Origin of the sequence: Scopulibacillus darangshiensis, from assembly GCF_004341035.1 — a bacterium.
Taxonomy (GTDB): Bacteria; Bacillota; Bacilli; order Bacillales; family Sporolactobacillaceae; genus Scopulibacillus; species Scopulibacillus darangshiensis.
On the sequence record NZ_SLXK01000039.1, the window covers coordinates 23,560 to 37,056 of the forward strand.

The 13,497-nt window shown below is 40.5% G+C and carries 13 protein-coding genes; 3 read left to right on the top strand and 10 right to left on the bottom strand.

Going from position 1 to position 13,497, the window contains the following annotated elements; translation table 11 throughout:
• Positions 1-12: 12 nt before the first annotated feature.
• The 8 genes from EV207_RS18655 to EV207_RS18690 all read right to left on the bottom strand — a co-directional run bounded on the left by EV207_RS18655 (position 13) and on the right by EV207_RS18690 (position 9,118).
• Entirely contained in the window at positions 13-849 is an 837-nt protein-coding gene (locus EV207_RS18655; protein ID WP_132747668.1) for a carbohydrate ABC transporter permease, read from the bottom strand.
• Between the two features lie 29 nt (positions 850-878).
• Positions 879-1,808 carry a carbohydrate ABC transporter permease gene (locus EV207_RS18660; RefSeq protein WP_243647150.1) on the bottom strand — a complete coding sequence of 310 codons (930 nt, stop codon included), beginning with the start codon at positions 1,806-1,808 and terminating at the stop codon, positions 879-881.
• Positions 1,809-1,885: 77 nt separating this feature from the next.
• Positions 1,886-3,319, bottom strand: a complete 1,434-nt coding sequence (locus tag EV207_RS18665; protein ID WP_132747670.1) for an extracellular solute-binding protein — start codon at positions 3,317-3,319, stop codon at positions 1,886-1,888.
• 292 nt (positions 3,320-3,611) lie between these two features.
• Positions 3,612-4,346: a Cof-type HAD-IIB family hydrolase gene (locus EV207_RS18670; RefSeq protein WP_132747671.1), complete on the bottom strand. Its 735-nt coding sequence runs from the start codon at positions 4,344-4,346 to the stop codon at positions 3,612-3,614.
• A gap of 29 nt (positions 4,347-4,375) precedes the next feature.
• Positions 4,376-5,533 carry an ROK family transcriptional regulator gene (locus EV207_RS18675; RefSeq protein ID WP_132747672.1) on the bottom strand — a complete coding sequence of 386 codons (1,158 nt, stop codon included), beginning with the start codon at positions 5,531-5,533 and terminating at the stop codon, positions 4,376-4,378.
• Between the two features lie 54 nt (positions 5,534-5,587).
• Complete coding sequence (locus EV207_RS18680; protein ID WP_132747673.1) at positions 5,588-6,232, bottom strand: YdcF family protein; 645 nt, start codon at positions 6,230-6,232, stop codon at positions 5,588-5,590.
• Positions 6,233-6,601: 369 nt separating this feature from the next.
• Complete coding sequence (locus tag EV207_RS18685; protein WP_132747674.1) at positions 6,602-8,035, bottom strand: aldehyde dehydrogenase family protein; 1,434 nt, start codon at positions 8,033-8,035, stop codon at positions 6,602-6,604.
• Between the two features lie 18 nt (positions 8,036-8,053).
• A complete protein-coding gene (locus EV207_RS18690) occupies positions 8,054-9,118 on the bottom strand; it encodes an iron-containing alcohol dehydrogenase (protein ID WP_132747675.1) in 1,065 nt (354 codons plus the stop codon).
• Between the two features lie 630 nt (positions 9,119-9,748).
• On the opposite strand from EV207_RS18690, the gene EV207_RS18695 reads away from it, so the two are divergent.
• The gene (locus tag EV207_RS18695; RefSeq protein ID WP_132747676.1) at positions 9,749-10,369 is read left to right on the top strand and encodes a hypothetical protein; all 621 of its coding nucleotides are present in this window, start codon (positions 9,749-9,751) and stop codon (positions 10,367-10,369) included.
• A 308-nt stretch (positions 10,370-10,677) separates the two neighbouring features.
• Here the strand turns inward: EV207_RS18695 and EV207_RS23195 are convergent, their stop codons facing one another.
• Positions 10,678-10,836, bottom strand: coding sequence for a hypothetical protein (locus EV207_RS23195; protein ID WP_165887011.1), 159 nt, complete (start codon positions 10,834-10,836; stop codon positions 10,678-10,680).
• The gene (locus tag EV207_RS23200) at positions 10,836-11,612 is read right to left on the bottom strand and encodes an ExeA family protein (RefSeq protein ID WP_279389206.1); all 777 of its coding nucleotides are present in this window, start codon (positions 11,610-11,612) and stop codon (positions 10,836-10,838) included. Before EV207_RS23200 ends, EV207_RS23195 begins: the two co-directional genes overlap by 1 nt.
• On the opposite strand from EV207_RS23200, the gene EV207_RS23205 reads away from it, so the two are divergent.
• Positions 11,571-12,074, top strand: a complete 504-nt coding sequence (locus tag EV207_RS23205) for a CgnE/CgnB domain-containing protein (protein WP_165887009.1) — start codon at positions 11,571-11,573, stop codon at positions 12,072-12,074. The two genes, EV207_RS23200 and EV207_RS23205, sit on opposite strands and share 42 nt — an antisense overlap.
• Before the next feature lie 12 nt (positions 12,075-12,086).
• On the top strand, positions 12,087-13,367 hold the full coding sequence (locus EV207_RS18715) for an MFS transporter (RefSeq protein ID WP_132747679.1): 1,281 nt from the start codon (positions 12,087-12,089) through the stop codon (positions 13,365-13,367).
• The last annotated feature ends 130 nt before the right edge of the window (positions 13,368-13,497 follow it).

The following is a 13,497-nucleotide window of genomic DNA, read 5'->3' on the forward strand; positions in this document are numbered from 1 at the left end:
CGCTCCCTGAAGCTAGTTTTTGATCCCCCCGAGGGTTGCTCCTTCTATAATCGAACGTTGGAAAAGGATAAAGATGATCACTGATGGCACCATTGCAATCATCACACCGGCAAAAAGCGTGACCCAATCCGCGCTGTACTGCATTAATTTGTTAGCCTCATACATTTGCACCGCAATGGTGTATTTAGATGGATCACTGAGATAAATGAATGGGCCTAGAAAGTTGTTATAGAATCCGATAAATTTGAAAATCGCCACGGTTACAATCCCCGGAGTTGCAAGCGGAACAATGATTTTAAAGAAGATCTTGAACAATGAAGCACCGTCAATCATCGCGCTTTCTTCAAGCTCTTTCGGAATCGACTTCATAAATCCACTGAGCAAAAGTAAATAAAAGACACTCTCTCCCAAGCTGGATAATAAAATCAGACCCGTCAGGCTATTTGTCAAATGCAGATCCCTCATCAAGACATACTGGGGAACCAAAGCATTAATTCCTGGCAGAAACAAGGACATCATAATTAATCCCCATATTAGCTTTCTACCGCGGAATTGCAGTCTCGTGAGCGCATAAGCATTAATTGTAGTAAAAAACAAACCTATAACCATGCTGCCGCCAACGTAGTAAAGGGTATTTAACAACGAACCGCCAAAGTTATACTCCGTCCAGGCATTCTTAAAGTTTACCCATTGAAGAGTTTCTGGAAGCTTCCATATGTCTTTAAAAAATTCCTGATTTGTTTTCAGGGCCTCATACAAAACCCAAACTAAAGGGAACAGGATCGTGATGCCCCACAGGTATAGAATAATGCGCCAAATAATATCTATAAAGGTATGTTTTTCTTTCAATTGCTTCCTCCCCCCACAAATGTAAGACGTTAATATTCCACACCGCTGTTCGGAAAGAATTTATCCATGATTAACTTTGTCCCGGTTAAAATGATAAACAACAGCATCCCCACCGCAGATGCATAACCATAATTATGAACCGTCTCGCCAAAAGCCAGGTTGAACATATACAAACCGAGGACATCCGTTGATCCTGCAGGTCCGCCGTTCGTTAAAATAAGGACGGTCTCAAATCCTTTGATCGTCCCCAAGCTGACAAATAAGACACCGACATAAATGATCGGACGGAGCAGTGGTATTGTAATCTTGAAAAGGAGGGTCATATGGCCGGCACCATCTAATATTGCCGATTCATACAGGGATTTTGGGATCGACAACATGGCATTGGAAAAAATGATAACGTAAAGCCCAACCCCGCCCCAAACAAATGGCAGGACAAGCGCCCATAAAGCTGTTGATTCTTGGCCAAGCCAAAATGTATCCAAATTGATGCCAAACATTCGCAGCAGGGAATTGAGCAGGCCATAGTTCCCGTCGTAAATAAAGGCCCACAGCAGGGCAATCACTACAGTCGAAAGCACATTTGGAAAAAAGAAAAGCACCTTTAGAAAAGCATTTTCGCGAAACGGCATATATGTGATCAGATAAGCAAGAAACAAAGAAATGATGATCGTCAATGGCACGACCGCCACGAGTAACAGAAAATTGTGATACAGTGCCCTCCACACAAATTGATCGTGAAGCATTTTTACAAAATTATCAAAACCGACAAAGACGGGTTCAGAGATGCCGTTCCAATTTAGTAGAGCATAGTATACTGATAAGATGTTAGGGTATAAAGAGAATAACAAGTAACCTAAAAACGGAGGCGTTACAGCTAAAAGCAAGAAGATTCTTTTTTGGGTGCTTGCTTTTTGAGTCCATGTCTTTTGAAACGGAAGCCGTGTGTTTTTTGCCACTTTAGGAACCGCCATCATAACCGCTCCTTTCTATAGAATTACAGCAGGGAAAAGGGGAGGCCTCTCCCCCTAGAATCTCATTTCTTTTTCTCAGCCTTTATCGCCTCATCAATGAGTTTTTCCGCCTTTTTTAACATAGGCATCGGCTTTTCTTTCCCCAGGAAAATGTTTACAATCGCCTCATCCCTAAGTTTATTGGCTTGTTTGGCGCGGGGATCTGAGAGACTAACATCTCTGTGTCCCGTTGCCATGCGGACATTATTTTCCTTGGTGTATTTCAGAACCGCTTTAGCTGCGCTTTGCAGAGAATCCGCCCTTTTTTTGTCATCAAGGAAGTCTTTTCTGACAGGAAGAGTGCCGCCTTTTTCCGCAAAGACCTTTTGAACTTTCAAATTCCACAGCCAGACGGTAAATTCCTTGGCCCATTTCTTGTGAAGTTCAGGCTTATCCTTCCAGATGTAGAACCCATGGCCCGGTGTATGTCTGACCCAAATGGTCTGGCCTGGCTTTTCAACAAACGGAACAGCCATGAATCCCCATTCGAAATCAGGTGCCGACTTTTTCATTTCATTTTCTACCCAGCTTCCCGTGGAGACCATCGCCGCTTTTCCCTGAATAACTTGCATTTGCGATTGCGTATGACTAAGCGCAGCCAACCCTTTTGGAAAATACCCAGCTTTGCCCAGCTCATAGATCCGCTTCCATCTTTCAATGTTTTCAGGACTTAGGAAGACCGGTGGATTATATTCTTTGTAATCCTTCGTAAATTCCTTCAAATTGCCGTTCATTTCGGCAATCTCAAATAATTTTCGATAGCCGAAAGCATTATCATAATAATAAGGATACATGCCTGGGAAAATGATTGGGGAAATGCCTTCACCCTTAATATCCGCTAAAAGTTTCTTGAATTCATCCCACGTTTTTGGGTTTTGATTCCATCCATGCTTCTCAAACATTTTCTTATTGTAAAATAAGCCGCCGGCAGTTGAATCGACTGGAACGGCGTATGTCTTGCCAAGAATCTGATCACGGCCCTCATATTCGCCTTCCAAAGCCACATCCTTAATTTTCTTATCAGGAGTATCATATAATTTGTGATCCCATAAATCCTCCTCCGGCTCAAGCAGTCCTTCCTTTACAAGCGGCAGCATCCCGCCCGGCACCTCACGGTTAAAAAGATCAAACATCTCCTCACTATTGCCTGCTGAAACTCTCGTTTGAATAATCTTCGCAATATCCGGCGAGGCCATCACATCAAAATGGACATTCGGGAATTTTTTAGTAAATGTTTTAATAGCGTAATCAATAATTTCTTTGCCTTGCCCACCGGTAAAATAGGCCATTTTCAGCGTTACTTCTTTATCTTTTGGCAGTCCATTTTCCTTGTAAACGTCACCGGATTGTTTCCCGTCACCTGAAGCACTTTCGTCATTACTGCAGCCAAACAGTATTGAAGAAAGCATCACGAGTGCAAACAAAAGCGAACAAGCTTTCAATGCCTTCCTTTTCATCCCTAACACCCTCCATTTCATCATTTGTTCTAACAATTCATGCTCAGTGCCTGCACTTGACTAGCCTTGCATCTTAAGACACTTCAATGACTTGATCAAGCCACAGCACCACCTCCCCTAAGTTGCTGTTTCTCCAATCGGTTTCTCCCATTCTAGCTTTTGGATATTAATTGAATGTTAAAGGCATGTAAAACGGTGCAGTGTATAACATTAATAATTTTTTTGCAATCAATAGAATTTTCAGATCCGAATATGTATAACTGCCCCATTTTGGCGGCAATTATCGTTTCTTTTAAAATATATAGCGTTTAATGGCCCTAGCCACACCATTGCGATTGTTAGAAGCCGTTACAGCATCCGCCGCCTGTTTGAGTTCTTCGTCAGCGTTAGCCATTGCGATGCCAAGTCCCGCTGCACGGATCAACTGTAAATCATTAAGATTGTCCCCTATTGCCATCACATGGCCCATCTGTATGCCGAGATGATCACAAATCATCCTGACGCCGCTCTCCTTAGATATGCCTTTTGCCGATATTTCCATATTAATCGGTGCAGAACGGGTTACCTCAAGCGTCCCCCAACTGTCGACCAGCTCTCTCAACTTGGTTATCGAGGCGGGATCATCATGGCGCATGCCAAACTTCAACCACTCCCTCTCAAACATCTCATCTGTCCACTTGTTTTTGTTAGTAAGGCTTTCTACGCTGTACCCCCAGAACCATGCTTCCTCATCCACTGCCAGCCGATGGAGCCTTTCAATATCTTCCCCGCTTAGAAAATGCCGCTTAAGAATCTGACCTGGTTCCTCCCAAATTTCCGCCCCATTCACTAATACCATTGGGGCTTTCAATTGAAGCTCCAACCAGAATTGTTCCGCTGTCTGAACCCCTCTGCCGGTTGCAAATATGACCGTTACCCCAGCATCAACCGCGCGGTGAATCCACTTTTTTGTCTTTCTCGTAATCTTTTTTTTATCAGTTAATGTTGTCCCGTCCAAATCTAGCGCCAGCAATCGATAGTCAGGCATTCTTTTCATCCTTCCAAGCGTTGGATTTATTACGGCAATTGCTCGAGCGGCACATCAAAAAATTGGTTCATAACCAGTCCCGCAGCTGACGTGGACTCATCCGGTGTTTCCGGTAAGTAAATCAAGTTAACACCCTGGCATGTTTCGGGAACTGTCGCTGCAATATACTTAGAAAGGGACGGAATGAAGACATCCCTTAACTTATCAAAAAGCTTCCCAGTCAGCAGAACACTTTCTGGATTGATAAAAGTAATAATGTTGCTTATTGCCCCGCCGACGGCGCTTGTAATATCAGCGAACAACCTATTCGCTTCGGGATCGTCAGCTAAAAGGCGTGCATAAAGGTCTTCTGGAGAGATTCTGGCGTTTCGTTTCAAACCGCTGACAGATGCTAAAGTGGTCAAACAGCCCTTTGCACCACAATGGCACAGTTTCGCATTCTCCCCTTCAAAGGCTTTATAATGGCCAAACTCGCCTGCAACATGTGTTGCCCCTGAGCAAAGCTTCTTGTTAATAACAATGGCACCGCCGATCCCATGGTCAAATTTCAAGGTAATATTGTTATGTGATTCGGCTAAGTGTCCATTTAAATTCTCCACTAGGGCAAGGAGATTCGCATCATTCTCCAAATGAACAGGCGAGTCATACATCTCTTCTAATTTCTCTTTGAGCGGAAATTGCCTCCATTGAAGCCCGGGTGAATAAATGACGATCCCTTGCCTTGAATCAACAAGCCCTTGAATGCTGCAGCCGATTCCCTTTAACTGAATTTTATCTGGAATATGCGAAAGAAGGCCATCTATAACCTTACTAATGCAACGAAGCGGATGTTCCTCACTTTCATAAGCAGTGACATATTCCGTTATTTCCTTAACTTGCCGATTGTTAAAGTCCCTTAATGTCCCGCGCACATATTTCACTGCAACCTCGATGCCAATGGCGAACATATTGGCGCCGTTAATGATAAGGGGCACGGGTCTGCGGCCGCTGCCGCTTGTAATCGGACTTCTTTCCACGACAATTTCTTCACTTAAGAGCCGATTGACAATATTAGTTACCGTCTGCTGGGTTAAACCCGTTCTTTTTGCCAACTCTACCCTTGATATGGGTCCTTCTATAAAAATTAAACGGAGTACCTTTTGCTGGTTGATCGATTTAAGCCATTTATTGCTCGTTTCGGTTTGCATGCCGACATAACACCCTTCCTAGTAGCAGTCTCGAATCTATTATAAATCAGATGCCTACATTTTCTTATTTTCTGCCGAAGTGCTCTCAGTTTGTTTTGACACATGCCCCATTACTTGTAATGAATCCATACCCAATGCCTTCTCGAGCCACGGTTTTGTAAGACGGTAGGCGCGGATTTCTTGAAAGGTAAGGGACAATTGTTTTATTACCGCAGTCAAACTTCGCTTGGCATAAAATGATGCCGGTATGTCCAAAGTCTCCATAATATATTTCATTCTCCGGATATGGAAAGAATTTGATACCAGCAAGCATGTTTGCAGATTGTATTCTTTTAGCATAATTTTGCAGTTAACGATGTTATGTACCGTGTTTAAAGAGCGATTTTCTAATAAAATACGTTCCTTTTTGACACCATTTTCTATGAAGTAATTCCGCATAATTTCAGCTTCAGACATTTTTGAGGCAACAGCTCCACCTGATACAATGACATATTGAAAGCTATACTGCTTTAATAGTTGCAGAGCCGTCTCAAGACGCTCCTTTAACATTGGATCAACTTCATCATTGTCACACCGGTACCCCAGCACAATCAATGCGTCACTATTTTCCTTCATCAAGCGGGGTGTATGCATCCACACAACATAGATCAACAACACCATTACGCCGCCTCCCGCAATGCTCAAAATAGCCGTAATCATTGGGTCGTCCTTTCATCATCTTATTTTAGCTGGCCAAACAACAGGTCATTTGAGTTATGTTACATTAATAAATCAAATGGATTTATTAAATCAATAATAAAACGGTTGCCATTTGAATGCAACCCTTTTTTTAGAATTTTAAAAATATATGATGAGATGATGCGAAACTTCTTTTTGGAAATTAAAAGTCGGGTTTTAGTCTTGAGAAATAACTTCAACAATAAGGTCGGGGCTGCCAATGCATCCTTTGTCATCATGTTTTCGTTGTGATAGGGGAAAAACAATGATTTAAATTTCATTTATCTCAATCAGTGCAGGCCTTTTCCTTGTCGTTTCAATGCTTTTATCCATTCTTGCATCTTAATTTTCTTAATTAATGTACACCGTTTTCCATTCAGTAAAGCTGTCTATACTTGACCATCCACCTTCGCAGTGCCCGTTACCGGATGCTTTTCTTCCGCCAAAAGGCATGTGAGTTTCCGAAGCAGCCGTTGATGCATTTACCATGACAGAACCACTATCGAGGCCATCAATAGCCATTTGGATATTGTCCAAATTAGAGGTGAAAATGCCAGACGTTAAGCCATAAGAGGTATCATTGGCAATTGCAATGGCCTCTTCTATAGATTTAAAGGTTATGACAGCGACAATCGGTCCAAAAATTTCTTCCTGTGCAATAGACATTTTTGACTGTACATCAGTAAAAACGGTCGGCTTTATAAAATAACTGCTTTCCGTGTTATCATATCCGCCTTCTTTTAAGGTTGCACCCTCTTGTATCCCAAAATCAATCATGGTTTTCACCCGTTCCCATTGTTTTTTATTAACAATCGCCCCCATTCTATTTTTCTCATCCATTCCATTTCCAAAATCGATGTTATTGACCTCACACAAAAATTCTTCCAAAAACTCCGCTTGGATGGATTCATGTAACAATAACCGGCTTGTTGCCGAACATCTTTGGCCGGCGATACCAAAGGCACCTGACACCGTTTCTCGGACGGCCTTTGAAATATCAGCATCATCCATAATAATCAAGGGATTTTTTCCGCCAAGTTCCAGTGATAACCGTTTCAGTGAATGACCGCATGTTTCGGCAATTTTTCTTCCCACGGATGAAGAACCTGTAAAAGAGATTCCGTCAATAAGATGATGATTGACCAAAGCATCCCCAGTCTCACCGCTCCCCAAAATACAATTAAATACACCGTTTGGCATACCTGTTTTATCAATGAGTTCCGCTAACAAGCATGCGACAGCCGACGCATCCTCAGCGGGTTTAAGTATCACAGTATTACCCGTAAGTAAAGCCGGGGCCAACTTAAGAATGGGGGTCGATAACGGAAAGTTCCACGGTGTAATTAAACCGACTACACCAAGTGGTACCCGCTTGGCAAAGGTTGTTCTCCCTTTGACGGTTGACGGTCGATAATCTCCAGCCAACCCGAAAGATTCATCTAGGGTACATTCAATCATTTCCAAAGAGGCATCTACCTCTGAACGTGACTCATGGATGGTCTTTCCCATTTCTATCGTTATTGTCCTAGCAAGTTTTTCTTTATTTTGTTCAATAAGAGAGAATAGGAGCTTTAAATAATACGCTCGCTCTTTAACTGTTTTCGCTTTCCATTCCGTAAGTGAACGAGCGGCTGCTTCTACCGAACGATTCACCTCTTCCGCACTTGCGCGGTGAACAGTGGAAACAAGTTCTTCCGGCATAGCAGGGTTCCTTGTCTCCAGGCAAATCCCCCCAGTCGGTTTTGTAAATGTTCCGCTAATATATTGTTTCAGTATTTCCGCCATGATTTCCCCTCCGATTGCTTAGGACGTTATGAATGTGTTTGTAATCAGTTCTTTTATTACATTTTCCGTTACCGGCTTAGGATTTGTTAAACGATTTGTATTTTCAACTGCGGCTCCTATTAGTTCAGGCAAATCCCGCTGTTCGATTACAAATGGTTTTGTTGGGTGGCTTTTTAAAAAGTCACTAAACAAGGCATCTGCCTTTTCAACGAGTGGTTTAAGCTTATCGACCTTCTCTCTGCTTACCATATCTTTATTTAATAGCAATGTATTTTTTAATAAATGGGCACAAAAATAGCCATGTGGGTACTCCGGATAAAATCCCGGTGCAATATTCGCTATGCAATGCAAAACCCCGAGTCCTGCATTTAACATGGCCATCCCGGTCATAAGTGAGGCTTCCATTAACTGTGTTCGGCTTTCTATATTATTGCAATTTTTGAGACAGTTACCAAGATGATCGACAATAGTTTGGCACCCTGCCAAAGCTAATTCGTCCGTGATCGTCGATGATTGATTTGACAAATAAGCTTCCATACCGTGTGAGAACGCGTCGAGAGCTGTAAATATCGTTCCAGCAAGAGGCATTGATACGGTGACAGTTGGATCAAGAATCGCAAGATCGGCAGCCCTGTAAGGATAACTTTCCTTTATATTTGTTGCTTCATTCTTAAGTACCGCCCATTCGTTTAGTTCACTTCCGGTACCCGCCGTTGTAGGAATGGTAACAAAATAATCCACTTTTGATTGATGAGCGATCCATTTGGAAGCATCCATGACACTTCCGCCCCCAACAGCAATCAAAATATTTGCTTCGGTTTTTTCAAATTCAGCTAAACCCTTTCTGCATTCAGAGTAATTGGAGTTTGCGCTGATGCCTTGATATATGTATACCTCTTCGAATTTGGATTCTATTAAATTTTGTTGAATCCTTTGGACTAATGGCATGATCCAATTCCCGGAATCATAACAAATCATTACACCCTTTCCATTTGACCTTTCCTTAATTAGACGGCCAATTCTATCTAGTTGATCAACACCAAAAACAACCTTTGGAAACAAGTGGAATTCGAATGATTTCATTGGCTTCTCCTCTTTCAGCTTAAATATCGTTCTGTGGTAACCCCTAATTTGCTGCTATTCCCTGCCCCTGAAACTCTAAAAATTTGTAATACAAGTATACAACTCGACACCCTCTTTGTAAACAATAATTATGAACTTTTGAAAAATAGCAAAAACAGTGGAGTGAAAGTAATGGCAGAAGGAGAAAGATAGCCTTACCTGCTAGCACTAAACAGCTTAAGTCCTGTTCCAAATGGAAGAAAATATATACCCCGTCCAGTTTTTTTACTGAAAAAGGTTGCATCAAATGTTCAAAAAACATAACATTATATTATTTACCAAGAAAAGGTAGATTGTTTTGAGCAGCATAGATTTCTATTAGAAACCTTGTTATTTCAACAAAAAGGATCACGAAAATTGAAGTAATCCCGAGAAAACGGGAGATCATGAATTTTAATTATAAGCCTTGATTTTGCATTATTTCCCGAACACAAAACGCCCGAAATCGGCGAAAATGACCTGTGGGGTGTTTCTCATAAGAATGGTTATGTCAACTAGAACGAAATTTTATTACTATCCCTTGTTAAACTAACAGAGCAGGATAATTGAATTAGGTTTGGAAAGAATATACCCCAAAAAGGGGACGAAAAAATGAAAAAAATAATCCTTGTTGTCTTACTTTTGTTAATTTCTATTTGTACTGTTGAGAAAGTATCCGCTCGTTCATTACAATCAACTGAAGATACATTAGAATCCGATGAACACCGAAAGTTATCAATAAGACAAGCGATTGAATTAGCATATCATTCTGCATTGAAGTGGAATAAAAATGCTCAATTATTAGATGCAATAAATATTGACTTAGATAAGAAGTCTGGGAAGATAATTGGTGGTAATGGTAAAAGAAAACATTGGAATATATCATTTGGAGTGCCAGATACTAATAAGTTTTTTTTAGTAACCATCCATAATGGAAAAATTGATAAAATAAATGATTTGACCAATAAAGGTGATTCTCCTTACCCTAAAAAAGAGTTTATCCAAATGAAAGATATTAAGTATGATTCACCAGAATTGCTTAAAAAGGCACTGAAAATGGGTAATATTTATCCAGGTAAAGATTGGGCTAAAGGTTATAATTTTATGCTTAGAAAAGAAACAGAGAGAAATATTAGCCTAATATTAGTGATAGGTTGGAATAGTGACCAGACAAAAATGAAAGCAGTGGGCTTTAATGTAACAACAGGAGAATATATTCCGCCGCAGACTTGAATTTATTTTCCTATTCTCCTGCTAATGTTTCATAAAGAAACCGATCTCCATTTTTAGAGAATCGGTTTTTTACGTTCTTTTAACGATGATTATGTTAACAAGAGGTAAAAATATTTTTGTCATTTGGTTGATTTTTTAAATTGTCATTCCTCTTTTATGATAAGGTGTCCGCAGACGCATTCAATGTCGGATATATTGCCAGTGGCAGTGACGTGGCTTGTGACTAACGGCCATCCACATCGCCACTGGCAATGATATTGGACAGTTAATTGACTAGAAAAAAAGTGAAAAGACCTTGCACCAATCTCCTAGTTCCTTTTTAAGTATGGCTTAACCCTTAATAAGTCGTCCCTTTGTTCCATAAGCCTATTGATTTCTTCTCTTAGTCTTTCGATGGTAGCCTCCATCTCATCTATACCTTCGGTAAGGTCGTGTGTGGGTTCCTTCTTCTCTTTTTCTACACTCATTATCCCATCTCGTTCATGGCTCGTTGAACGTGGGATTCCCCAACAATAGCTTTTTCCTGCAAATAAGCATCCATTAGACTTTGGCTACATAATGTATTGATCTTGCGAGGGACACCCTGACTAAAGGTGTAAATCGCCTGAATAGCTTCTTCCGAAAAGATATCATGCGCGGTTTGGACAGCCTTAAGTTGATGCCGAATATATTCGGCCGTTTCTTGTTCCGTCAAAGCCACCACTTGATACCTCATCTGAATGCGCTGATCAATTGCCTCCAAATGTTTGACTTTTAATTGGTTTCTCAAACTTTGTTGTCCGACAATAATAAGGGATAGTGGCGACATTGAGTCCTCTCGGAAGTTCAAAATAAATCGAAGTTCCTGTAACATTGATTCAGAAAAGTGATGGGCCTCATCAAGAATGATCACGGGAATCTTTTTCTCATTTTCATAGATATCTAACATCAACGATTGATACTGCCTTTTCGCTTCCGTTGATCGAAAGGCGGGCTGGATACCAAAACATTGAAGCACTTCACGATAAAAGAGCTTTGGCGTAAGAGACGAGTCACATAAATACAAATAGCGATAGTGAATCGGATCGAGTTGATGAACGAGGGCTCGAACCGCTGTGGACTTCCCCATACCTGCTTCTCCGGTGAGGAGGCAAAACTGTCGATGTTGGACTGAATATTCTAATCGAGCAGCTGCTTCTTTATGATTCGCTGAGGTAAATAAGTGATCGGGAGGGATTTCACGGGTAAAAGGAACGCCTTTCACGCGGTAAATAATCTTTCGCAAAACGAAATAAAAAACGTAGTCCTTATCCCTACAAATGATGATGAGATCCCTTCTTATGGTGAATGGAATCGTTTATTTAGAAAATCAAGAATCTTAATGATTCCTCCCTCATACAAGAGAGCATGGGAATTTCTTACAGGTATTAGGGATAAAGGGTTACTTCCTTTGAACATCGTCATTGAAGACTCGCATGTAAAGCATGTTTTTACGGGCAATTTAGATTTAGCTGAGGAATTAGAAGAATTAACAAACAAAAGAAGTGAACTTGTTTTAACCGAAATGGCATTTAGTACAAATGGTGGTATTACAGAAAAGGATTTAGATTGGAGTAAAAATTCCCAACTAAACGAAGGTGCCATTGGTATTCATTTTGGTATTGGTGATGGATTAACAGGTGCACATATTGATTTTATTTGTCCTGGTGTTAAACTAACAAATTGAGGTAATTTACATATGATTAAAAAGTACTTTAATCTTATCGCCATGAATCGTAATTTTCGCTGGCTATGGATCGGTTTATCAATTTCTTATTTGGGTGACGCATTATACAATATAGCGATTTCCTGGTATGTATTTATAAAGACGGGATCTAGCCTACAGGTAGGGATGGTTCTTGTATTAACTTTTTTACCTAAAGTCCTATTTGGTTTATTCCTTGGCGTTCTTGTTGATCGATATAACCGGAAAACCTTGATGCAATTGGCACAAATCATTCAGGCCATTGTGACCATGATATTGGCTTTATCTATGATGTTTGATTTCTTCCAACTCTGGATTCTTTATTCAGTAACGATATGCTTATCCATAACATCTTCAATTTTTACACCTTCACAGAATGCCCTAATACCCAAGTTGGTTGATAGGGAGCAAATAATAACGGCGAATTCTTTTTTTTCATCATCACAACAAATTGCTCAGTTATTCGCTGTTATTCTCGGTGGTAGCTTAATATCACTTTGGGGAGCGGGTTACGCCATCGGTTTGAATTCTTTGAGTTTTATTGTAGCATTTTTATTTGTTTCTCTAATGAAAGGCAAGGCAGTCTTGGAGGATGGTGGGGATAATTACAAAAAGACTTTCGATAAAAAAATATTTAGAGAAATGCGTGAAGGATTTCAATGGTTAGGGCGTAACCGCATCTTACTGAGTGTGTTAATTCTTGCAACAATAGCTAATATTGCTTTGGGTTCGATCAATGTTCTTGCCCCAATGATGATAAAAAAAGGGTTTGGAGCTAATGCCAGTTCATTCGCCGTTTTTGAAGGAGCTATGTTTTTAGGGATATTAGTCGGGAGCATCGTGATTGGTTTAGCAAGGCCTCGAAGAACAGGCATATTATTTAATTTAGCATTGGCGGTCCAAGGATTTGGCATGTTTGTCATATTTTTGGCACCTAACTTAATTATTGCAGATATCGGAAACTTTGTATTAGGTCTTGCTCTTATTGCCGTCATATTACCTGTGAGTACATCCTTTCAGACATTGGTACCTTCACAATTACGCGGACGAGTAAGCAGTATTAATAATATGATAACAAGCATTTCAATCCCCGTGACATATGCTGTTTTAGGTTTAATTGGCGATTCTTTTGGGGCGAAAATTTGCTTTTTTATAAGTGCATTACTACTCTTGGTATGTTCATTGATAGGGTTTTCTCTTAAAGGCCTTAAAAATTTAACATTGACTACCTCTTCGCCAAAGATTGGGCACAACAATCAATCTGTCCAACATTAATTTTCAAGTTATTCTGTCTCAAAGTTTCCATTATTAATAACTCAAACTTCGCAGACTGAAATCGGCAAATAAGCCTTGATATAATTGGGCAAGGCTGCTACCCATTGTTGAAGTTGACTTTGTATAAGTT

Excerpts from the sequence above, each read along its gene's own strand:
- EV207_RS18665 (WP_132747670.1), bottom strand. The coding sequence starts at position 3,319 with ATGAAAAGGAAGGCATTGAAAGCTTGTTCGCTTTTGTTTGCACTCGTG.
- EV207_RS18670 (WP_132747671.1), bottom strand. The coding sequence starts at position 4,346 with ATGCCTGACTATCGATTGCTGGCGCTAGATTTGGACGGGACAACATTA.
- EV207_RS18675 (WP_132747672.1), bottom strand. The coding sequence starts at position 5,533 with ATGCAAACCGAAACGAGCAATAAATGGCTTAAATCGATCAACCAGCAA.
- EV207_RS18680 (WP_132747673.1), bottom strand. The coding sequence starts at position 6,232 with ATGATTACGGCTATTTTGAGCATTGCGGGAGGCGGCGTAATGGTGTTG.
- EV207_RS18685 (WP_132747674.1), bottom strand. The coding sequence starts at position 8,035 with ATGGCGGAAATACTGAAACAATATATTAGCGGAACATTTACAAAACCG.
- EV207_RS18690 (WP_132747675.1), bottom strand. The coding sequence starts at position 9,118 with ATGAAATCATTCGAATTCCACTTGTTTCCAAAGGTTGTTTTTGGTGTT.
- EV207_RS18695 (WP_132747676.1), top strand. The coding sequence starts at position 9,749 with ATGAAAAAAATAATCCTTGTTGTCTTACTTTTGTTAATTTCTATTTGT.
- EV207_RS23195 (WP_165887011.1), bottom strand. The coding sequence starts at position 10,836 with ATGAGTGTAGAAAAAGAGAAGAAGGAACCCACACACGACCTTACCGAA.
- EV207_RS18715 (WP_132747679.1), top strand. The coding sequence starts at position 12,087 with ATGATTAAAAAGTACTTTAATCTTATCGCCATGAATCGTAATTTTCGC.